The 21,902-nt window shown below is 55.4% G+C and carries 19 protein-coding genes; 8 read left to right on the top strand and 11 right to left on the bottom strand.

Annotated elements, in window-relative coordinates; translation table 11 throughout:
- Window positions 1–50 precede the first annotated feature (50 nt).
- Window positions 51–2,756: a preprotein translocase subunit SecA gene (gene secA / locus ACERY3_RS14050; protein ID WP_023310402.1), complete on the top strand. Its 2,706-nt coding sequence runs from the start codon at window positions 51–53 to the stop codon at window positions 2,754–2,756.
- 57 nt (window positions 2,757–2,813) lie between these two features.
- Window positions 2,814–3,206, top strand: coding sequence for an 8-oxo-dGTP diphosphatase MutT (gene mutT / locus ACERY3_RS14045; protein ID WP_045888157.1), 393 nt, complete (start codon window positions 2,814–2,816; stop codon window positions 3,204–3,206).
- 34 nt (window positions 3,207–3,240) lie between these two features.
- On the opposite strand, the gene yacG is transcribed toward mutT, so the two are convergent.
- From yacG to coaE, 3 genes are read right to left on the bottom strand one after another with little or no spacing between them, the layout of a single operon-like run.
- Entirely contained in the window at window positions 3,241–3,435 is a 195-nt protein-coding gene (gene yacG / locus ACERY3_RS14040; RefSeq protein WP_023310404.1) for a DNA gyrase inhibitor YacG, read from the bottom strand.
- Window positions 3,436–3,444: 9 nt separating this feature from the next.
- Complete coding sequence (zapD, locus tag ACERY3_RS14035; protein WP_023310405.1) at window positions 3,445–4,188, bottom strand: cell division protein ZapD; 744 nt, start codon at window positions 4,186–4,188, stop codon at window positions 3,445–3,447.
- A complete protein-coding gene (gene coaE / locus ACERY3_RS14030) occupies window positions 4,188–4,808 on the bottom strand; it encodes a dephospho-CoA kinase (RefSeq protein ID WP_039260810.1) in 621 nt (206 codons plus the stop codon). Before coaE ends, zapD begins: the two co-directional genes overlap by 1 nt.
- A 228-nt stretch (window positions 4,809–5,036) precedes the next feature.
- Between coaE and ACERY3_RS14025 the strand changes: the two genes are divergently transcribed.
- Entirely contained in the window at window positions 5,037–6,080 is a 1,044-nt protein-coding gene (locus ACERY3_RS14025) for a GMP reductase (RefSeq protein ID WP_023310407.1), read from the top strand.
- Between the two features lie 43 nt (window positions 6,081–6,123).
- Here ACERY3_RS14025 and hofC read toward each other — a convergent pair whose 3' ends face one another.
- The 4 genes from hofC to nadC form a co-directional block, all read right to left on the bottom strand.
- The gene (hofC, locus tag ACERY3_RS14020; protein WP_373225892.1) at window positions 6,124–7,308 is read right to left on the bottom strand and encodes a protein transport protein HofC; all 1,185 of its coding nucleotides are present in this window, start codon (window positions 7,306–7,308) and stop codon (window positions 6,124–6,126) included.
- Window positions 7,298–8,680, bottom strand: a complete 1,383-nt coding sequence (gene gspE / locus ACERY3_RS14015) for a type II secretion system protein GspE (RefSeq protein ID WP_058840540.1) — start codon at window positions 8,678–8,680, stop codon at window positions 7,298–7,300. The genes hofC and gspE overlap by 11 nt, the downstream gene beginning before the upstream one ends.
- A gap of 10 nt (window positions 8,681–8,690) precedes the next feature.
- The gene (gene ppdD / locus ACERY3_RS14010) at window positions 8,691–9,128 is read right to left on the bottom strand and encodes a prepilin peptidase-dependent pilin (RefSeq protein WP_058840541.1); all 438 of its coding nucleotides are present in this window, start codon (window positions 9,126–9,128) and stop codon (window positions 8,691–8,693) included.
- A 174-nt stretch (window positions 9,129–9,302) separates the two neighbouring features.
- Window positions 9,303–10,196, bottom strand: a complete 894-nt coding sequence (nadC, locus tag ACERY3_RS14005) for a carboxylating nicotinate-nucleotide diphosphorylase (RefSeq protein ID WP_033144643.1) — start codon at window positions 10,194–10,196, stop codon at window positions 9,303–9,305.
- A gap of 87 nt (window positions 10,197–10,283) precedes the next feature.
- On the opposite strand from nadC, the gene ampD reads away from it, so the two are divergent.
- Together ampD and ampE are read left to right on the top strand one after the other, a co-directional pair.
- On the top strand, window positions 10,284–10,835 hold the full coding sequence (gene ampD, locus ACERY3_RS14000) for a 1,6-anhydro-N-acetylmuramyl-L-alanine amidase AmpD (protein ID WP_024907473.1): 552 nt from the start codon (window positions 10,284–10,286) through the stop codon (window positions 10,833–10,835).
- Between the two features lie 9 nt (window positions 10,836–10,844).
- Entirely contained in the window at window positions 10,845–11,699 is an 855-nt protein-coding gene (gene ampE / locus ACERY3_RS13995) for a beta-lactamase regulator AmpE (protein ID WP_058840542.1), read from the top strand.
- A gap of 18 nt (window positions 11,700–11,717) precedes the next feature.
- Here the strand turns inward: ampE and ACERY3_RS13990 are convergent, their stop codons facing one another.
- The 4 genes from ACERY3_RS13990 to ACERY3_RS13975 all read right to left on the bottom strand — a co-directional run bounded on the left by ACERY3_RS13990 (window position 11,718) and on the right by ACERY3_RS13975 (window position 15,885).
- Window positions 11,718–12,668 (bottom strand): family 43 glycosylhydrolase, encoded by a 951-nt coding sequence (locus ACERY3_RS13990; protein WP_373225891.1) that lies wholly within the window; start codon window positions 12,666–12,668, stop codon window positions 11,718–11,720.
- A gap of 10 nt (window positions 12,669–12,678) precedes the next feature.
- Entirely contained in the window at window positions 12,679–14,076 is a 1,398-nt protein-coding gene (locus ACERY3_RS13985) for a glycoside-pentoside-hexuronide (GPH):cation symporter (RefSeq protein WP_047060120.1), read from the bottom strand.
- A 164-nt stretch (window positions 14,077–14,240) separates the two neighbouring features.
- Complete coding sequence (gene aroP / locus ACERY3_RS13980) at window positions 14,241–15,611, bottom strand: aromatic amino acid transporter AroP (protein ID WP_058840544.1); 1,371 nt, start codon at window positions 15,609–15,611, stop codon at window positions 14,241–14,243.
- Window positions 15,612–15,657: 46 nt separating this feature from the next.
- Window positions 15,658–15,885 carry a hypothetical protein gene (locus ACERY3_RS13975; protein ID WP_080352817.1) on the bottom strand — a complete coding sequence of 76 codons (228 nt, stop codon included), beginning with the start codon at window positions 15,883–15,885 and terminating at the stop codon, window positions 15,658–15,660.
- A gap of 263 nt (window positions 15,886–16,148) precedes the next feature.
- On the opposite strand from ACERY3_RS13975, the gene pdhR reads away from it, so the two are divergent.
- From pdhR to aceF, 3 genes are all read left to right on the top strand, one after another.
- The gene (pdhR, locus tag ACERY3_RS13970; protein WP_008501960.1) at window positions 16,149–16,913 is read left to right on the top strand and encodes a pyruvate dehydrogenase complex transcriptional repressor PdhR; all 765 of its coding nucleotides are present in this window, start codon (window positions 16,149–16,151) and stop codon (window positions 16,911–16,913) included.
- 244 nt (window positions 16,914–17,157) lie between these two features.
- The gene (aceE, locus tag ACERY3_RS13965) at window positions 17,158–19,821 is read left to right on the top strand and encodes a pyruvate dehydrogenase (acetyl-transferring), homodimeric type (RefSeq protein ID WP_023310418.1); all 2,664 of its coding nucleotides are present in this window, start codon (window positions 17,158–17,160) and stop codon (window positions 19,819–19,821) included.
- A 14-nt stretch (window positions 19,822–19,835) separates the two neighbouring features.
- Entirely contained in the window at window positions 19,836–21,731 is a 1,896-nt protein-coding gene (gene aceF / locus ACERY3_RS13960; protein WP_096150668.1) for a pyruvate dehydrogenase complex dihydrolipoyllysine-residue acetyltransferase, read from the top strand.
- Window positions 21,732–21,902 lie beyond the last annotated feature (171 nt).

Raw genomic sequence — 21,902 nt, 5'->3', positions numbered from 1 at the left:
TTTCAATACCTTAATTTATCTGCCCACAATGGGGCGTTTGAGAATTTATTATGCTAATCAAATTGTTAACTAAAGTTTTTGGTAGTCGTAACGATCGTACCCTGCGCCGTATGCGCAAAGCTGTTGCCGTCATCAACGGTATGGAACCGGCGATGGAGAAGCTCTCTGATGACGAGCTGAAAGCGAAAACGGCGGAATTCCGTGCGCGTCTGGAAAAAGGTGAAACCTTAGAAAGCCTGATCCCGGAAGCGTTTGCTGTCGTGCGCGAAGCGAGTAAGCGCGTATTCGGCATGCGTCACTTCGACGTCCAGCTGCTGGGTGGTATGGTGCTTAACGAGCGCTGCATCGCGGAAATGCGTACCGGTGAAGGTAAAACCCTGACCGCAACGCTGCCGGCTTACCTGAACGCACTGACCGGTAAAGGCGTTCACGTCGTTACCGTCAACGACTATCTGGCGCAGCGTGACGCCGAAAACAACCGCCCACTGTTCGAATTCCTCGGTATGACCGTCGGTATCAATATGTCCGGCCTGCCTGCGCCAGCCAAGCGCGAAGCGTATAACGCGGACATCACCTACGGCACCAACAACGAATACGGCTTCGACTACCTTCGTGACAACATGGCGTTCAGCCCGGAAGAGCGCGTACAGCGTAAGCTGCACTATGCGCTGGTGGATGAGGTTGACTCCATCCTGATCGATGAAGCGCGTACTCCGCTGATCATCTCCGGCCCGGCTGAAGACAGCTCAGAGATGTACCGTAAGGTCGACAAAATCATTCCACACCTGCTGCGCCAGGAGAAAGAGGACTCGGATACCTTCCAGGGTGAAGGCCACTTCTCCGTAGATGAAAAAGCGCGCCAGGTGAACCTGACCGAACGTGGTCTGGTGAAAATTGAAGAGCTGCTGGTCGCTGAAGGCATCATGGAAGAGGGCGAGTCCCTGTACTCTCCGAGCAACATCATGCTGATGCACCACGTGACCGCTGCACTGCGCGCCCACGCGCTGTTCACCCGCGACGTCGATTACATCGTTAAAGACGGCGAAGTGATCATTGTCGATGAACACACCGGCCGTACCATGCAGGGACGTCGCTGGTCTGACGGTCTGCACCAGGCTGTCGAAGCCAAAGAAGGTGTGGATATTCAGAATGAAAACCAGACGCTGGCGTCTATTACCTTCCAGAACTACTTCCGTCTGTACGAGAAGCTGGCGGGGATGACCGGTACCGCTGATACCGAAGCGTTTGAATTCAGCTCCATCTACAAGCTGGATACCGTGGTCGTTCCAACCAACCGTCCGATGATCCGTAAGGATATGCCGGATCTGGTGTACATGACCGAAGCGGAAAAAATTCAGGCGATCATCGAAGATATTCGCGACCGTACTGCCAACGGCCAGCCGGTTCTGGTGGGGACCATCTCCATCGAGAAATCCGAAGTGGTTTCTCACGAGCTGACTAAAGCGGGTATCAAACACAACGTTCTGAACGCCAAATTCCACGCTAAAGAAGCGGACATTGTTGCGCAGGCGGGTTATCCGGCGGCGGTGACCATCGCCACCAACATGGCGGGTCGTGGTACTGATATTATGCTGGGCGGTAGCTGGCAGGCTGAAGTGGCGGAGCTGGAAAACCCAACGCCAGAACAGATTGCGCAGATCAAAGCTGACTGGCAGGTTCGTCATGACGCCGTCCTGGCTTCCGGCGGTCTGCACATCATCGGTACAGAGCGTCACGAATCTCGTCGTATCGATAACCAGCTGCGCGGCCGTGCGGGTCGTCAGGGTGATGCCGGTTCATCCCGCTTCTACCTGTCTATGGAAGATGCGCTGATGCGTATTTTCGCCTCCGACCGCGTGTCCGGCATGATGCGTAAGCTGGGGATGAAGCCTGGCGAAGCCATCGAGCACCCGTGGGTGACTAAAGCGATCGCTAACGCACAGCGTAAAGTGGAAAGCCGCAACTTTGATATTCGTAAGCAGCTGCTGGAATATGATGATGTGGCTAACGATCAGCGTCGTGCGATCTACACCCAGCGTAACGAACTGCTGGACGTGTCCGACGTGAGCGAAACCATCAACAGCATTCGTGAAGATGTGTTTAAAGCCACCATCGACGCGCATATTCCACCGCAGTCTCTGGAAGAGATGTGGGATATCGAAGGCCTGCAGGAACGTCTGAAAAATGACTTTGACCTCGATCTGCCAATCAAAGAGTGGCTGGATAAAGAGCCTGAGCTGCACGAAGAGACCCTTCGCGAACGTATCTTTGAAACCGCGCTGGACGTCTACAAGCGTAAGGAAGAGGTTGTTGGTGCTGAAATGATGCGTCATTTCGAAAAAGGCGTAATGCTGCAGACGCTCGACTCCCTGTGGAAAGAGCACCTGGCGGCGATGGACTACCTGCGTCAGGGTATTCACCTGCGTGGCTATGCGCAGAAAGATCCGAAGCAGGAATATAAGCGTGAATCCTTCTCCATGTTTGCCTCGATGCTGGAATCACTGAAGTACGAAGTGATCAGCACCCTGAGCAAGGTTCAGGTGCGTATGCCTGAAGAAGTGGAAGCGATGGAGCAGCAGCGTCGTGAAGAGGCCGAGCGCCTGGCACAAATGCAACAGCTGAGTCATCAGACCGACGACAGCGAAGCCGCAGCGGCGATCGCCGCGCAGACCGGCGATCGTAAAGTGGGTCGTAACGATCCTTGCCCGTGTGGTTCCGGTAAAAAGTACAAGGCGTGCCACGGCCGCCTGAGCTAAGTTCATAAAAAAACAAAAAGGCGCAGAAATCTGCGCCTTTTTTATGGAAGTGACAATATGAAAATACTGCAAATTGCCGTCGGGATTATTCGCAACCCGCAAAACCAAATCTTTATCACTCAGCGCGCTGCCGACGCCCATATGGCGAACAAGTGGGAGTTTCCAGGCGGTAAAATCGAGTCAGGTGAAACGCCGGAAGAGGCGCTGGTTCGGGAGCTTCAGGAAGAGGTGGGGATCACCCCGCTTAGCGCAACGCTGTTTGATAAGCTTGAGTACCAGTTTCCGGACAGGCACATTACGCTGTGGTTCTGGCTGGTGGAAAACTGGGAAGGTGAACCCTGGGGAAAAGAGGGACAGCCGGGTAACTGGGTGGAACTTCAGGCAAGTGACGCCGAAAAATTCCCGCCAGCTAATGAACCCGTGATCCTGCGGTTAGTCGCACAACCGTAGGCCTGCTGAGCGAAGCGCCAGCAGGCTTTACAGATTACTGCTGGGTTTCACTCCAGTCATCGCTGTCCGAGAGATCGCCTTCGCTAGGTATGCGTTTCTCTTCCGCCGCCCATTCGCCCAGGTCAATGAGCTGGCAGCGCTTGCAGCAGAATGGGCGGAACGGACTGACTTCGCCCCAGACAACGGTTTTGCCACAGGTTGGGCAGCTTACGGTGGTGACATCAGACATCGGCACTCCTTAACAACAGGCCAGTTCAAAATCGAGACGTTCCGGCACGGTGCCATTTTCACTGTCCAGCGGCATAAAGCGAATCGCAAAGCGGCTCTTATGCCCGGAAATCTGTGGGTAAAGCTGTTCGCCGAGAGACAGATTGAGACGCAGAAGATCGGCATCATCACCGTTATCCTGGAAGAAACCATTCAGGCTGGTTTGCTTGCGGAACGGCGCAGAGTTACGGATCAGATCGAGGATCAGCGATAGCGTCTGGTGCATTGGCTCCAGGCTTGCCAACCAGCTGTTCACCTGTGCGTCACGCTGCGCCTGTGGCATATGTAGCCACATATGCAGCGTCGGCAGGTCGAAGCTACAGCAGCCGCCAGGGATGCTCAGACGCTGGCGCACCAGGCCAATCAGGCGGTCTTCACGCAAAAACTGCCCGACGCGCGGCGCGGCCATCAGGACGGCGCTACTGCTTTTCAACTGCTGGCGGAGCGCGTCGATACGGCTCTGATCTACGCCGGGGACCTCTGTCCATGCCTGCAATTTACGCTGCTGGCGCTCCAGCTCTTTGAGTAATTCTGTGCGGACATCGCCGCGTTCAATCACATCCAGCAGATCGCCTACGTTGCGGAAGAAGTGCAGCGCGGTGGCATGATCGTTAACAGGCAGATGTTGTGAAAGTTGTTGAATAAGGAATTCGATGCGCAGCCAGGTGCGCATTTTTTCGTTGAGCGGATGCTCAAAAAGGATGTGTGTCGACATTATGGTTTTTCCTGTGCAACGGCCTGCGCGGCGAACGTCAGATACTGCGCGTGCAGACGGGCAACATCCGATGCAATGGCATCTGGTGCGCCGTTATTATCAATAACATCATCCGCCACGGCAAGGCGCTGAGCGCGCGTAGCCTGAGCGGCAAGAATTTGTTCAGCATGCTCCCGCGAGACGCGATCGCGCGTCATGGTTCTCTGGATTTGCGTTTCGGGTGCGACATCAATCACCAGCACACGATCGGCTTTCTTCTGCAGCTGATTTTCAACCAGTAGCGGAACCACCCACAGGACATAGGGCGAGCGGGCTGCGGCTATCTGACGTTGAGTTTCCTGGTGGATGATGGGGTGGAGCAGGGCATTAAGCCAGTCTTTTTCCGCAGAATCAGAAAAAATACATTCGCGAAGCTGACGGCGATTCAGTGTGCCATCGGCACTGATGACAGCCTGACCAAAATGTTCTGCGATGGCCTTTAGCGCGGGTGTATTAGGCTCTACCACCTGGCGGGCAATGATATCGGCATCAATAATCGTGATACCCAAACGAGAGAACGCGTCCGCAACGGTACTTTTGCCACTACCGATGCCGCCGGTTAATGCGACGATATACCCCATTAATTCAAATCCTGGGAATTATTCATTATTAAAATCAGTTGTTTAAAACTATTAGGTGCGCTGGCAACTGTTTGGCCCTGTTTACCGGCTTTTTACCAGGTAAATTTATAGGATTGTAGCGTAAAAAAAGAGAATTTCGCAGTCTTGCGGAGCAGGTATTAGTGCGTATGATAACGTCACTGGAGTTGTGCTTTTAACATATTTGCCTCTAACCCCAGGAATCCGCACATGCGTATCGAAGAAGATCTGAAGTTAGGTTTCAAAGACGTTCTTATCCGCCCAAAACGCTCTACATTGAAAAGTCGCTCAGACGTTGAACTCGAACGTCAATTCACCTTTAAGCATTCCGGTCAGACCTGGTCTGGCGTGCCGATCATCGCCGCCAACATGGATACTGTGGGAACCTTTGAGATGGCAACCGCCCTGGCACAGTTCGACATTCTCACCGCCGTGCACAAGCATTACAGCCCTGAAGAGTGGAATGCGTTTGTTGCGTCCGCGTCTGCTGACGTGGTGAAGCATGTGATGGTTTCTACCGGGACCTCCGATGCGGATTTCGAGAAGACCAAACAGATCCTGAACGCGAACCCGGCGCTCAACTTCGTTTGTATTGACGTGGCGAACGGTTACTCCGAACACTTCGTGCAGTTCGTCAGCAAGGCGCGTGAAGCCTGGCCGACGAAAACCATCATCGCGGGCAACGTGGTGACCGGTGAAATGTGTGAAGAGCTGATCCTTTCCGGTGCAGATATCGTGAAAGTGGGTATTGGCCCGGGCTCTGTGTGCACGACCCGCGTCAAAACCGGCGTCGGTTATCCGCAGCTCTCTGCAGTCATTGAATGCGCCGATGCGGCGCACGGTCTGGGCGGTCAGATCATCAGCGATGGCGGCTGTACCATGCCGGGTGATGTTGCGAAAGCCTTCGGCGGCGGCGCAGACTTCGTAATGCTCGGCGGTATGCTGGCTGGACACGAAGAGAGCGGTGGTACCGTTGTGGAAGAAAATGGAGAGAAATTTATGCTCTTCTACGGCATGAGCTCTGAATCCGCGATGACCCGTCACGTCGGTGGCGTGGCAAAATACCGTGCGGCAGAAGGCAAAACCGTGAAGCTACCTCTGCGCGGCCCGGTGGAATACACCGCGCGCGATATCCTCGGCGGCCTGCGCTCGGCCTGCACCTACGTTGGGGCATCCCGCCTGAAAGAGCTGACGAAACGTACGACGTTTATTCGCGTTCAGGAACAGGAAAACCGCGTATTCAATAGCCTGTAATGGCTTCTGCTGGCGCATGCCCGTGCGCCAGCACTGTTCAGCACTAACCCGCGCTCATCGCATCTCCCAGATGGAAAATCGGCAGATACATTGCCACTACCAGCGTGCCGATGATGACCCCTGTCACAATCAGAAGCACTGGTTCGAGAAGTGCCGCCAGATTATCTGCCCGCTGAAAGGTCTGTTCCGTGTGGTGCCGGGCGAGATTTGCCAGCATGATGTCCAGCGCACCTGACATTTCGCCGGTTCGTAAAAGCTGAATACACAGCGGGGTAAAGATGGCCGCTTTCTGAAAGGATGACCAGACGGGGAGACCTTTTTCAATGTCCTCGCGAACGCTGCGGAGTATTCCCCGCCAATAGCGACTTTCAACGGTCTCCTCTGCGCTCTCCAGGCCCTGTAAAAAGGGGAGACCTGCCTGCTGCGTGAGTGACAGCACGGTAAAGATGTGTCCCAGTTTTTGGCCTTTTGCCAGCGCGCCCATCACGGGCGTATGGATCAGCATGCGCTGCCAGCGAGGGTTCTGCCTCAGAGCCCAGGCGGCGGCCAAGGGCGCTAATAACGCTGCGAACAACGCGAGGGCATAGGACTGGATAAATGCGGCCATCCCCATGACCATTTGTGTCAGCATCGGAAGCGGTGTGTTAAACGTTTTGTAGATCGCGGCAAACTCGGGCAAGACCAGAATGACCATCGCCAGCACCACGAGCACGGCCAGCGTCAGGACGATCGCCGGATAGCGCAGGGCCTTTTTCACCTTCTCTCTGAGCTGCTGCTGCGCTTTTTGCTGCCGCGCGAGCTGGCGGCAGCACTCCTCCAGTTTCCCTGTGAGCTCACCGGTTTTGACCATAGAGACATGCAGTGGGCTAAACACCGCTGGCCACTTTTTTAGCGACTCAGAAAAGGGGGAACCCTCACTGAGCTCATCGGCAATGCTTTGCAGCAGCGCCTGCCACGGTTTTAACGGATGTTGCTCTGCCAGCATCTGCAGGCTGTGGGACAACGTCAGCCCCGCCTGCAGAAGCGTTGCGAGCTGGCGAAACATCTCGTAGCAGTGATGCGGCCGCCAGCGGTGCCGCTGAGCGCATCGGGTCAGCGCCAGAGGATGGAGATCGCTACGCATCAGCCTGGTGAAGGCGGCATTGCGGTCTGTGGCCCAGAGCGTTCCGCTTTGGGGTTCACCTTCTTTGGTGAGCGCTCGCCAGCGCCAGAGCTGATTAGCAGCCATCCGGCATTCCCAGCACGCGCACCAGCTCTTCGATCGTGGTCAGCCCTTTTTCTACGGCCATGCAGCCGTGCTCAAAAAGAGAAATCATTCCCGCCTGCCGGGCGCTCGCCTCTATCACTTCGATTCCCGCCCCGCTGGCAATGGCCTGACGCAGGGTATTGTCGATCGCCAGCACTTCAAAAATGGCCACGCGGCCATAAAAACCGTGATAACAGCGATCGCAGCCGGTGGGCTGCCAGCGTGGAAGCGGTCTGGACCATACGGCGCGCGGTAATTCAGCATGCTCGCTGGCTTCCCGGCGACAGTGCGGGCACAAACGCCGGACCAGCCGCTGGGCAATCACCATCGACAGCGCGGAAGATATCATCCAGCGCGCGACGCCCATCTGCTCCAGGCGAATCAGGGTTTCCGTCGTCGAGTTGGTGTGCAGCGTTGACAGCACCAGATGACCGGTCTGGGCGGCATTAATGGCAATTTCTGCCGTTTCACCGTCACGGATTTCGCCGACCATAATGATGTCTGGATCCTGACGCAGCAGCGCCCTCAGCACGCTCTGGAATGTTAAACCCGCCCGGGGATTAATCTGCGTCTGGTTTAATCCCGCAAGGGGGATCTCAATCGGATCCTCCACGCTACAGATGTTGACGTCAGGGGTATTACGCGCCTGCAGCGCGCTGTACAGCGTCACGGTTTTGCCGCTGCCGGTAGGGCCGGTGACCAGAATCAGCCCCTGCGGCTGGTGGAGAACCTCATTGAAACAGGCCAGTTGTTCTGCGCTCATGCCAAGCGCTTTCGGCTCAAGAGCCTGTTGAACCTGATGCAGGAGACGCAGCACAATTTTCTCGCCACCGCTGCAGGGAAGCGTCGCGATCCGAAACGAGACCGGCTCGTTTGCCAGCTCAATCGTAAACTGACCGTCCTGAGGTAAACGACGTTCTGCAATATCCAGATTACCGAGCACCTTTAAACGAGCGCTGAACAGGCTGGCCAGCGAGGCGGAAAGCGGAGGTTGGGGGCAAAGAACCCCGTCGATGCGTAACCGGATCTGGCATGCATGCTCCATCGGTTCGATATGAATGTCGGAGGCGCGCTGGTTGATTGCCTGCTGCAGCGTGTGGTTGAGGATATCCACCGTCGAGTGTGTTTGCGAAACGACGGGCAGATGCGATTGTGACGTTAGCTGCCGGTGTTTTTCCATGCGCTCAGCGCTCCAGCACTCAATATCAATCCGTTTCTGGGTCGCGAAGCGCAGCGCCTCCATGAGTTCAGCCGCGGGGCTGCCCATGACGGCGATGCTGACCATGTCACTGTCGCTGGTGAGCAGCAGAGCGTGATGGCGCTGACAAAGCGCCACGAGTTGATCGGTATTCATTATCCGCTCCTCAGTTATTGTCGAAGCGGAAAACGTCTTCGCAGGCCTGTTTCAGGGCGCTGTCAGCACTGATGTTGCAGTCGCGCGTCCAGCCCGTCATACCGTTGCCGTCGCTCCACCGTGGCGTCATGGTTACCGTCAGCCCGTTAAGACTCTCCTGTCCTGTTAAGGTCACGGTCCCTTTCGCCACGCTCATTCCTGAAACGTAGCGTGTCGTGGTGGGGGAAGGGATACCGTTACTGCCGGCGTCGCAGCTCTCCACGCCACCGTGATCCAGCGCGCAAAGCTCAATGGCCGTGCGGTAGGGAACGAAAGTTTGCAGCATATCGGTCAGCGCCGCCTTGCGCAGGTAGTTCTGATAGGCGGGAACGCCGATGGCGCTCAGAATCGCAATGATGCCAATGACCACCATCAGCTCAATGAGGGTGAAGCCTTGTTGTCTGTCCATATCTGCTCCTTATGCAAAGTGGCGCTACTTTGTCAGCGAGAAAGAGCAGAAACGAGAGGCAAAAAAGGGAACGGGAAGGAGGCTTCAGAGAATTTATTCAGTGTTGCAGGGAAGAACAGCGGATCTGCGAGCGGGGCTGAAATTCCCCTCTCCGGGTGGAGAGGGGAGAATGCGTTATTTGAAGCGCATTGAGAGGTCGAGGGCGCGAACGTGTTTGGTCAGCGCGCCGACGGAGATGTAATCCACGCCGGTTTCGGCGAATTCACGGATCGTTTCGAAAGTGACGTTCCCGGATACTTCAAGCTGGGCCCGGCCGTTAGTCAGTTTTACCGCCTCGCGCATCTGCTCTGTTTCGAAGTTATCGAGCATGATGATATCGGCCCCGGCCTTGATCGCCTGCTCCAGCTCTTCCAGGCTTTCGACCTCTACCTCGACAGGCACATCCGGGTGCAGCCAGAAGGCTTTTTCCACCGCCTGACGCACGGAGCCAGAGGCAATAATGTGGTTCTCTTTAATCAGGAAGGCGTCGGATAAGCCCAGGCGATGGTTTGCGCCGCCGCCGCAGAGCACCGCATACTTCAGCGCGGTGCGCAGGCCCGGCAGCGTTTTGCGGGTATCCAGCAGCTGGGTGCGGGTACCGGCCAGCAGGTCAACGTAGCGACGCACTTCACTGGCCACGCCAGAGAGCGTTTGTACAAAATTGAGCGCGGTACGTTCGCCGGTCAGCAAGACGCGGGAAGGACCGTCCAGTTCAAACAGCGGCTGGTTTGCCGTAATTGCATCGCCGTCCTCAACGTGCCAGATAATCTGCACATCATCACCCGCCAGCTGGGTAAAGACCTCTTCAACCCAACGCTTGCCGCAAAAAACGCCGTCTTCACGGGTGATAATGACCGCGTGCGAGCGCGTCTCTTTTGGCAACAATTGTGCGGTAATATCCTTATCAGCGTTAACGTCACCGCCCAGATCTTCTTTCAAAGCATGGGAGACGCTTGCCGGAATATCCATATTAATACGTTCCAGAAGCGCTTCACGTCGGTGGTCGGGGTTGTAGCGGCGAGGCGGCATGATAAAACTCCAAATTGGTAACGAATCATAATATTGAAACATGCTACTCTGAACCGAGTCATTGCACCATACAGAAGGAGTTCCAGCATGTTGTTAGAAAACGGATGGCTGGTGGATGCGCGGCACGTGCCCTCGCCGCACCACGATTGCCGCCCGGAGGATGAAAAGCCCACACTGCTGGTGGTTCATAATATTAGTCTCCCGCCGGGTGAATTTGGCGGCCCGTGGATCGATGCGTTATTCACGGGAACGATTGATCCCGATGCTCATCCCTTCTTTGCTGAAATTGCACATCTGCGCGTATCGGCTCACTGCCTGATTCGTCGCGATGGTGAAGTGGTTCAGTATGTTCCCTTTGATAAGCGCGCCTGGCATGCCGGCGTGTCGATGTATCACGGGCGCGAACGGTGCAACGATTTTTCTATCGGAATCGAACTGGAAGGCACGGATACGACGCCCTACACCGATTCACAGTATCAACAGCTAGCGGCAGTGACCCGCACGCTTATCGGACTCTACCCGGCTATCGCCGACAATATCACGGGACACAGTGATATAGCCCCGGAGAGAAAAACCGATCCCGGCCCGGCCTTTGACTGGCCCCGGTTTCGCGCCATGCTCACCGCGTCGTCAGAATAAGGAGATACCATGACGTTGTTTACCATGCTGCTGGTTATCATCGCTGAACGCCTGTTCAAGCTCGGCGAGCACTGGCATCTGGATCACCGGCTGGAGGTGTTATTCCGCCGTATCAAACATTTTTCCATGCTGCGCACGCTGCTGATGATGGCTGGGGTGATGGTCATTACGTTCCTGCTCCTGCGTTCGCTGTACGGACTCTTTTTCGACGTGCCGCTGCTGGTGGTGTGGATCCTGCTTGGGGTGCTGTGCATTGGCGCAGGCAAGGTGCGTTTACACTATCACGCATACCTGAAAGCCGCCTCCCGTGACGATGCCCATGCGCGCGGTGCCATGGCGAGCGAGCTGACGATGATCCACGGCGTGCCGCCGGACTGCGACGAGCGCGAATTCCTGCGCGAGCTGCAAAACGCGCTGCTGTGGATTAACTTCCGTTACTATCTTGCGCCGCTGTTCTGGTTTGTAGTGGGTGGCCCGCTGGGGCCGGTACTGCTGATGGGATATGCGTTCCTGCGCGCCTGGCAGACCTGGCTTGCCCGTTATCTGACGCCGCATGAACGCCTGCAGTCCGGTATTGACGCCATCCTGCACGTGCTCGACTGGCTCCCGGTACGTCTGGTCGGCGTGGTATACGCGTTAATTGGTCACGGTGAAAAAGCGCTGCCAGCATGGTTCGCTTCTCTTGCCGATCGCCATACGTCGCAGTACCAGGTGCTAACGCGTCTGGCGCAGTTCTCGCTGGCGCGTGAGCCGCATACCGACAAGATTGAAACGCCGAAAGCCGCTGTCTCCATGGCGAAGAAAACGTCGTTTGTGGTGGTGGTTATCGTGGCGCTGCTGACGATTTACGGCACGCTGGTGTAGGCCAGCGCGCCGCAAAGGCTAAAGCGTATCCGCGGGCGGGATGCCGAAATCAGGCATCCCGTTTTCATTCCAGCGGACAAGCTTCAGGCGGGTATGGCGATTCGGATCGTACAGCGGGTCGCCCTCAATTTCGGTGTAGTTCCGCGCGTGATACACCAGCACATCTTCCCCTTCCGGCGTTTGCGTAAAGCTGTTGTGGCCCGGGCCGTACTGACGATTTTCGTAGCTGGTAACGAACACCGGACGCGGGGATTTGTGCCAGTTTGCCGGGTTTTGCGGATCGGCATTCAGGTCTATCCACAGTAGACCCATGCAGTAGTTCTCGTCGGTGGCGCTGGCGGAATAGCTGATAAACAGCCGATCGCCGTGAACCAGCACCGCCGGGCCTTCGTTGACCCAAAACCCGCGACGCTCCCAGTCGTACTCCGGATTGCTGAGCATCACCGGCTCGCCTTTCAGCGTCCACGGGTTCTCCATTTCACAGAGATAAAGATTGGAGTTACCGGTGATGTCCGGCGCTTTTTGCGCCCACAGATACCAGCGTTTCCCCTGATGAGCAAATGTGGTGGCGTCCAGAGCGAAGGTATCGAAAGGCGTTTTGATTTGCCCTTTCTCAACCCACGTGCCGGTGAGCGGATCGCCGTCGGCACATTCAATGGCGAACATACGGTGCTGGAACATTCCGAGCGCGTCGAGCGCCTGGGTGTGCGTCGCAGCAAAATAGATGTACCACTTCCCGTCGATGTGGTGCAGTTCCGGCGCCCAGATCAGCTGGCTCATCGGGCCGGTGTTGGGTTTGTGCCAGACCACCACTTCTTCGGCATTACGTAAGCCTTCCAGAGACTCTGCGCGGCGGATCGCCAGCCTGTCGTACTCCGGCACGGAGGCGATAAAGTAGTACTGCCCCTCATGTCGTAAAATGTACGGATCGGCGCGTTGTTCAATAAATGGGTTTGGCCAGGTTTGCATTCGGCTTTCCTTATTTTGTCTCTGCGGCTTTGAGTTCCTGATAATCATTCAGCTCGCGGTAGTTATTGCGACGCTTTTCCAGATCGGACTGGATCTGCTTCATGGTTTCGCGGTCCACTTTCAGCAGGCGCACTACGCCAGCGGTAACAAAGTATCCAATGCCGGGAATGACGGTAAAGAGCAGCACGATCCCATTAATGGCGTCCGCGCTCTGCGCTTTTGCGCCCGCGTCATAGCCGTACCAGGAGAGCAGGAAGCCGACCATCGCCCCGGCAATCGCCAGCCCCAGCTTCAGGAAGAAGATGTTGCCGGAGAAGCTGATCCCGGTGATGCGCTTACCGGTCTTCCACTCGCCGTAGTCGTCCACGTCGGCCATCAGCGACCAGTGCAGCGGAGACGGGATCTGGTGCAGGATGTTCAGCAGGAAGTAGAGCACCACGATGGTGACGGTGGCTTTCGGGTCGAAGAAATAAAAGGCGGTTGAGAAAATCGCCAGAACGATATTGGTCCAGAAGAAGACCTTGAGCTTACACCAGCGGTCGGTCAGCACTTTTGCCAGCACGCTGCCGAGCATCATGCCGACCACGCCCAGGCTGATAAACAGCGTGGCGAAATGGGTGCTCTGGCCCATCACCCAGGTGACGTAATACATGGTGGCTGCCATGCGGATAAAGCCCGGGCAGACGTTGCACAGGGTCAGGAGCAGAATACGTACCCACTGGTCGTTCTTCCACACGTCTTTCAGATCGTTTTTCAGCTCGTCGTTGGTCTGTACCGCCGGGCGCACGCGCTCGCGCACGGTGGCGAAGCAGAACAGGAACATGCAGGTTCCAATCAGCGCCAGAACGGTCATCGCCATTTGATAGCCTTTGGCTTTGTTATCCCCGCCAAACCAGTCGGCCATCGGTAGCAGCGTTAATGAGAGCAGCAGCGTGGCGATGCCGACCAGCACGAAGCGATACGACTGGCAGGCCACGCGCTCTTTTGGATCGTTGGTGATCACCCCGCCCAGCGAGCAGTAGGGAATGTTGATGGCCGTATATGTTAAAGAGAGCAGGAAGTAGGTGACAAACGCATAGATAACTTTGCTGTTATAGCTCCACTCCGGCGTGGTGAACATCAGAATGCTGAACAGCGCGTAGGGGAAAGCGATCCACAGCAGCCATGGACGAAACCGACCATATTTGCTGCGGGTACGGTCAGCAATCGCGCCCATGATCGGGTCCGTTACGGCGTCAATCACCCGTACGGAAAGCAGCAGCACGCCGACCAGCGCAGGGGCGAGGCCAAAAATATCCGTATAAAAATAGTTAACAAACAGCATGATGGCGCCGAAGATGATGTTGCATCCCGCGTCGCCCATCCCATAGCCGATCTTTTCTTTTACTGACAGTGTGTTGTTATCCATCGACAGCTCTCCGGTTTACGGTATGGAGAGAATTATTTGCTGGCAAAGGAATATATGCGTTGCAGTATCAGGGCGGTGATATGGATAAATGGGCTGTGGGCGTGAAAGTGTGAGGGAGGTAACAACGCGCGGCACCCGCAAAAGCAGGCGCCGCGGAGAGAGGCTTAGTGTGCTTTCATGGCATTACGACTTTTCTGGCTGAAGAGATAGCCTACGCCAAGGATCGCAATCCAGACCGGGATCAGGTAGACGGAAATCGCCATACCCGGGGTGATCAGCATGATCACCAGCACGGCCGCCATGAACACCAGGCACACCCAGTTGCCCAGCGGATAGAGCAGGGCAGGGAAGCGGGTGGTGACGCCCTGCTGCTGCTTGGCGCGGCGAAACTTCATGTGCGCCAGGCTGATCATCGCCCAGTTGATGACCAGGGCAGAGACCACCAGTGCCATCAGCAGGCCAAACGCCGATTCCGGAGCCATGTAGTTAATGAGCACGCACAGCCCGGTCACAACCGCCGAAACCAGAATTGTGTTTACCGGCACGCCGCGTTTATCGACGTTGAGCAGCGCTTTAGGCGCGTTGCCCTGCTGGGCCAGGCCGAACAGCATGCGGCTGTTGCAGTATACGCAGCTGTTGTAAACGGAGAGCGCTGCTGTCAGAACAACCACGTTGAGTGCGTTTGCTACAAAGGTATCGCCCAGCTCGTGGAAGATCAGCACAAACGGGCTGGTGTCGGCGGTCACGCGCGTCCACGGCAGCAGGGAGAGCAGCACGGCCAGCGAGCCCACATAGAAGATCAGAATGCGGTAGATAACCTGGTTAGTGGCTTTTGGAATGCTCTGCTCCGGGTTGTCGGCTTCAGCAGCGGTGATGCCCACCAGCTCCAGACCGCCGAAGGAGAACATGATGATGGCCATCATCATCACCAGACCGGTCATGCCGTGAGGCAGGAAGCCGCCCTGTTCCCAGAGGTTGCGCACGGTTGCCTGCGGGCCGCCGTTGCCGCTGAACAGCAGCCAGCCGCCAAAGATAATCATCGCCACAACGGCAATGACCTTGATGATAGCGAACCAGAACTCCATCTCACCGAACACTTTTACGTTGGTCAGGTTAATGGCGTTAATAATGACGAAGAAAGCCGCTGCGGAGGCCCAGGTTGGGATCTCGGGATACCAGAACTGAATGTATTTCCCGACGGCGGTAAGTTCGGCCATGGCAACCAGAACGTACAGCACCCAGTAGTTCCAGCCCGAGGCGAAACCGGCAAAGCTGCCCCAGTATTTATAGGCAAAGTGGCTGAAGGAGCCTGCGACCGGCTCTTCAACGACCATTTCACCCAACTGGCGCATAATCAGAAAGGCAATAAAGCCGGCAATCGCGTAACCCAAAATAATGCCGGGACCGGCTGACTGGATAACGGATGCGCTGCCCAGAAACAGGCCAGTACCAATCGCACCGCCCAGTGCGATGAGCTGTATATGGCGGTTTTTAAGCCCGCGCTTTAGCTGATCGCCGTGCTGTTGAGCTTCCATTTGAAACCTCGTGTGTGGTTGTTATGTTCACGCTGTGCGTGTGTAATTATGAAAATCCATATTCTGTATTTATTTCTTTACGGTTAACGAGACCGAAAAAAGCGGACATGACTTCCGTAAGCGCAAGAATAGTGGTAAGCGCCTGCGAATGCACCTGCTTTATGAAGGGGTGATGACGACTTGAATAAAAAGAAAGCATTTGTAAATCGGCCCGCTTATTCTTCCTAACCCAACCTATAGAATAGAAATGCTCCGTAAGTGGGCGAATTTTCATTATTTGCCTTGTTGAATCGCTTCAGATTGCAAAAACCCTCGTTTCATTATGGTTAAAACTCCCTCTTAAGGAGTAATCAACTCATTTGTGCAAAGTTACATTTCTGAAACGTTATTTCTGTAAGGTTGTTAAAATGTGCAGGGTTTACTGATTTCAATCAAAACCAATATGGACAGAAGGTGAATACTTTGTTACTTTAGCGATACGAAATAGAAATTGGTAAGACCAATTGACTCCGGGCAAAAAGGCGTAAGACAGGGAATATGGCCTACAGCAAAATTCGCCAACCAAAACTATCTGATGTGATTGAGCAGCAGCTGGAGTTTTTAATCCTCGAAGGGACTCTGCGCCCGGGTGAGAAACTTCCGCCAGAACGCGAGCTGGCAAAACAGTTCGACGTTTCACGTCCCTCTCTGCGTGAGGCGATTCAACGTCTCGAAGCAAAGGGCTTGCTGCTTCGTCGCCAGGGCGGCGGAACCTTTGTGCAAAACAGCCTGTGGCAGAGCTTCAGCGATCCGCTGGTAGAACTTCTCTCTGACCACCCAGAATCCCAGTTTGACCTGCTTGAGACCCGTCACGCGCTTGAAGGTATTGCGGCCTATTACGCCGCCCTTCGCAGCACTGATGAAGATCGCGTGCGTATCCGCGAACTGCATCAGGCCATTGAACGGGCACAGCAGTCCGGCGATCTAGACGCCGAGTCCAGCGCCGTCGTCCAGTATCAAATCGCCGTCACCGAAGCGGCCCACAACGTGGTGCTCCTCCATCTGCTACGCTGCATGGAGCCGATGCTGGCCCAGAACGTTCGTCAGAATTTTGAATTGTTGTATGCCCGTCGGGACATGCTCCCACTGGTAAGCAACCATCGCACCCGAGTATTCGAGGCGATAATGGCCGGGGAACCGGAGCAGGCGCGCGAAGCGTCGCACCGACATCTGGCTTTCATTGAGGAAATCTTGCTGGACCGCAGCCGTGAACAATCGCGTCGCGAACGTTCATTACGCCGCATACAGCAACGAAAGGATTAAGCGCCAGGTACTTTTAGAGCGCGGCAACTAAACGCAGAACCTGTCTTATTGTGCTTTTGGTTGTTCAAATAGTTCTGGTTATATCGCGGCGGCAAGCGCGCGAATCCCCGGGAGCATAGCGAACTATGTGACCGGGGTGAGAAAGCGCAGCCAACAAAGAGATAACCCGAAATATTAAGAACAAAGAGCACAATGGGACAGGTTCCAGACAAATCAACGTATTAGATAGATAAGGAATACCCCCATGTCAGAACGTCTCCAAAATGACGTGGATCCGATCGAAACTCGCGACTGGCTACAGGCGATCGAATCGGTCATCCGTGAAGAAGGTGTTGAGCGCGCTCAGTATCTGATTGATCAGCTGCTTTCTGAAGCCCGCAAAGGCGGTGTGAAGGTTGCTTCAGGTGCAGGGGCTAGCAACTACGTAAACACGATTGCCGTCGAAGACGAACCGGAATACCCGGGCAATCTGGATCTGGAACGTCGTATCCGTTCTGCAATCCGCTGGAACGCCATCATGACCGTTCTGCGCGCATCCAAGAAAGACCTGGAACTGGGTGGCCACATGGCGTCCTTCCAGTCTTCTGCGACCGTTTACGAAGTGTGCTTCAACCACTTCTTCCGTGCAGCGAACGAGAAAGACGGCGGCGATCTGGTGTACTTCCAGGGCCACATCTCTCCGGGCATCTATGCACGTGCATTCCTGGAAGGTCGTCTGACTGAAGAGCAGATGAACAACTTCCGTCAGGAAGTTCACGGTAAAGGTCTGTCTTCTTACCCGCACCCTAAACTGATGCCTGAATTCTGGCAGTTCCCGACCGTATCTATGGGTCTGGGCCCAATCGGTGCGATCTATCAGGCTAAGTTCCTGAAATACCTGGAACACCGTGGTCTGAAAGACACCTCTGAGCAGACCGTTTACGCCTTCCTGGGCGACGGCGAAATGGATGAGCCAGAATCCAAAGGTGCGATCACCATCGCAACCCGTGAGAAGCTGGACAACCTGTGCTTCATCATCAACTGTAACCTGCAGCGTCTGGATGGTCCGGTAACCGGTAACGGCAAGATCATCAACGAACTGGAAGGCATCTTCGCTGGTGCTGGCTGGAACGTGATCAAAGTCATGTGGGGCGGTCGTTGGGATGAGCTGCTGCGTAAAGACACCAGCGGTAAGCTGATCCAGCTGATGAACGAAACCGTTGACGGTGACTACCAGACCTTCAAATCCAAAGACGGTGCCTACGTTCGTGAGCACTTCTTCGGCAAATACCCTGAAACCGCAGCACTGGTTGCAGACTGGACTGATGAGCAGATCTGGGCTCTGAACCGCGGTGGTCACGATCCGAAGAAAGTCTACGCTGCACTGAAAAAAGCGCGTGAAACCAAAGGTAAAGCGACTGTAATCCTGGCCCATACCATTAAAGGTTACGGCATGGGTGATACCGCAGAAGGTAAAAACATCGCTCACCAGGTTAAGAAAATGAACATGGACGGCGTGCGTTATATCCGCGACCGTTTCAACGTTCCAGTGACCGATGAGCAGGTAGAAAACCTGTCTTACATCACCTTCCCGGAAGGTTCTGAAGAGCACAAGTACCTGCACGAACGTCGTCAGGCGCTGAAAGGCTACCTGCCAGCTCGTCAGCCTAACTTCACCGAGAAGCTGGAACTGCCAGCGCTGGAAGACTTCTCTCAGCTGCTGGAAGAGCAGAACAAAGAGATCTCTACCACTATCGCTTTCGTTCGTGCCCTGAACGTGATGCTGAAGAACAAGTCGATCAAAGATCGTCTGGTTCCAATCATCGCCGACGAAGCGCGTACTTTCGGTATGGAAGGTCTGTTCCGTCAGATCGGTATCTACAGCCCGAACGGCCAGCAGTACACCCCGCAGGACCGTGAGCAGGTTGCATACTACAAAGAAGACGAGAAAGGTCAGATCCTGCAGGAAGGTATCAACGAGCTGGGCGCAGGCGCATCCTGGCTGGCTGCTGCGACCTCTTACAGCACCAACAACCTGCCGATGATCCCGTTCTACATCTACTACTCCATGTTCGGGTTCCAGCGTATCGGTGACCTGTGCTGGCAGGCAGGCGACCAGCAGGCTCGCGGCTTCCTGGTAGGCGGTACCTCCGGTCGTACGACTCTGAACGGTGAAGGTCTGCAGCACGAAGATGGCCACAGCCACATTCAGTCTCTGACTATCCCTAACTGTATCTCTTACGACCCGTCTTATGCGTACGAAGTGGCAGTCATCATGCATGACGGTCTGCAGCGCATGTACGGTGAAGCGCAAGAGAACATTTACTACTACATCACCACCCTGAACGAAAACTACCACATGCCGGCAATGCCAGCAGGTGCCGAGGAAGGTATCCGTAAAGGTATCTACAAACTCGAAACCATCGAAGGTAGCAAAGGTAAAGTTCAGCTGCTGGGCTCCGGCTCTATCCTGCGTCACGTACGTGAAGCAGCGCAGATTCTGGCGAAAGACTACGGCGTGGGTTCCGACGTGTACTCTGTGACCTCCTTCACCGAACTGGCGCGTGATGGCCAGGATTGTGAGCGCTGGAACATGCTGCACCCACTGGAAACTCCACGCGTTCCGTACATCGCTCAGGTGATGAACGACGCGCCAGCGGTGGCGTCTACTGACTATATGAAACTGTTCGCTGAGCAGGTTCGTACTTACGTTCCAGCTGATGATTATCGCGTTCTGGGTACTGACGGCTTCGGTCGTTCTGACAGCCGCGAAAACCTGCGTCACCACTTCGAAGTTGATGCTTCTTACGTGGTTGTAGCAGCACTGGGCGAACTGGCTAAACGTGGCGAAATCGATAAGAAAGTGGTTGCGGACGCAATCACCAAATTCAACATCGATGCAGAAAAAGTTAACCCGCGTCTGGCGTAAGAGGTAAAAGAATAATGGCTATCGAAATCAATGTACCGGACATCGGGGCTGATGAAGTTGAAATCACCGAGATCCTGGTCAAAGTAGGCGACAAAGTTGAAGCTGAACAGTCGCTGATCACCGTAGAAGGCGACAAAGCCTCTATGGAAGTCCCGTCTCCTCAGGCTGGCATCGTTAAAGAGATCAAAGTCTCTGTTGGCGATAAAACCGAGACCGGCAAACTGATCATGATTTTCGATTCCGCCGACGGTGCAGCAGCTGCTGCACCTGCGCAGGAAGAGAAGAAAGCCGCTCCGGCCGCCGCTGCTCCAGCAGCTGCCGCGAGCGCGAAAGAAGTGAACGTGCCTGACATCGGCGGTGACGAAGTTGAAGTCACTGAAATCCTGGTGAAAGTGGGCGACACCGTTGCGGCTGAGCAGTCACTGATCACCGTAGAAGGCGACAAAGCCTCTATGGAAGTGCCGGCGCCGTTCGCGGGTACCGTTAAAGAGATCAAGATCAACACCGGCGACAAAGTGTCTACCGGGTCGCTTATCATGATCTTCGAAGTGGCGGGTGCAGAAGGCGCTGCAGCGCCTGCGCAGGCCGCTGCTCCGGCTCCGGCTGCTGCACCAGCAGCTGCTGGCGGTGCGAAAGACGTTAATGTACCGGACATCGGCGGTGACGAAGTTGAAGTGACCGAAGTGATGGTGAAAGTGGGCGACAAAGTTGCCGCTGAACAGTCACTGATCACCGTTGAAGGCGACAAAGCTTCTATGGAAGTGCCGGCGCCGTTCGCGGGTACCGTTAAAGAGATCAAAATCAGCACCGGCGACAAAGTGTCTACCGGCTCTCTGATCATGGTCTTCGAAGTGGAAGGCGCTGCGCCTGCCGCAGCTCCGGCTGCCGCGGCTGCTCCAGCCCCTGCTGCTGCACCGGCGCAGGCAGCTAAACCAGCCGCTGCCCCTGCCGCTAAAGCAGAAAAATCTGAGTTCGCTGAAAACGACGCTTACGTCCACGCTACCCCGCTGATTCGTCGCCTGGCGCGCGAGTTCGGTGTGAACCTGGCGAAAGTGAAAGGAACCGGCCGTAAGGGTCGTATCCTGCGCGAAGACGTTCAGACCTACGTGAAAGACGCGGTGAAACGCGCCGAAGCTGCACCAGCTGCAGCCGCTGGCGGCGGTATCCCGGGCATGCTGCCATGGCCGAAAGTAGACTTCAGCAAGTTCGGCGAAATCGAAGAAGTGGAGCTGGGCCGTATCCAGAAAATCTCTGGTGCTAACCTGAGCCGTAACTGGGTGATGATCCCGCACGTTACGCACTTCGACAAAACCGATATCACCGATCTGGAAGCGTTCCGTAAACAGCAGAACGCTGAAGCTGAGAAGCGCAAACTGGACGTGAAATTCACCCCAGTGGTCTTCATCATGAAAGCCGTTGCCGCTGCCCTTGAGCAGATGCCACGCTTCAACAGCTCCCTTTCCGAAGACGGCCAGAAGCTGACGCTGAAGAAATACATCAACATCGGTGTTGCGGTTGATACGCCAAATGGTCTGGTTGTTCCGGTCTTCAAAGACGTGAACAAGAAGAGCATCACTGAGCTGTCCCGTGAACTGACCGTGATCTCCAAGAAAGCGCGTGATGGTAAGCTGACTGCCGGCGAAATGCAGGGCGGCTGCTTCACTATCTCCAGCATCGGCGGCCTGGGTACCACCCACTTCGCGCCGATCGTTAACGCGCCGGAAGTGGCTATCCTCGGTGTGTCCAAGTCCGCGATGGAGCCGGTGTGGAATGGCAAAGAGTTCGTGCCGCGTCTGATGATGCCAATCTCTCTGTCCTTCGACCACCGCGTGATCGACGGTGCTGATGGTGCGCGCTTCATCACCATCATCAACAACATGCTGAGCGACATTCGCCGCCTGGTGATGTAATCGAAAAGCCGGCCAGTCGGCCGGCTTTTTTCTGATAATCTCATGGTGTTTGTGAGGTTATTGGCGAAAGCGACAATTCGTGAGCCGTTTGTTGTTTCAAAATTGTTAACAATTTTGTAAACTGCGGGCGGATAGAACGACCCGGTGGACGACGGGTATAAATTAAGAGGT

The sequence above is a fragment of the Enterobacter cloacae complex sp. ESBL7 genome, assembly GCF_041679625.1.
Lineage (GTDB): Bacteria > Pseudomonadota > Gammaproteobacteria > Enterobacterales > Enterobacteriaceae > Enterobacter > Enterobacter asburiae_B.
This window is presented reverse-complemented; position numbering and strand designations above follow the sequence as displayed.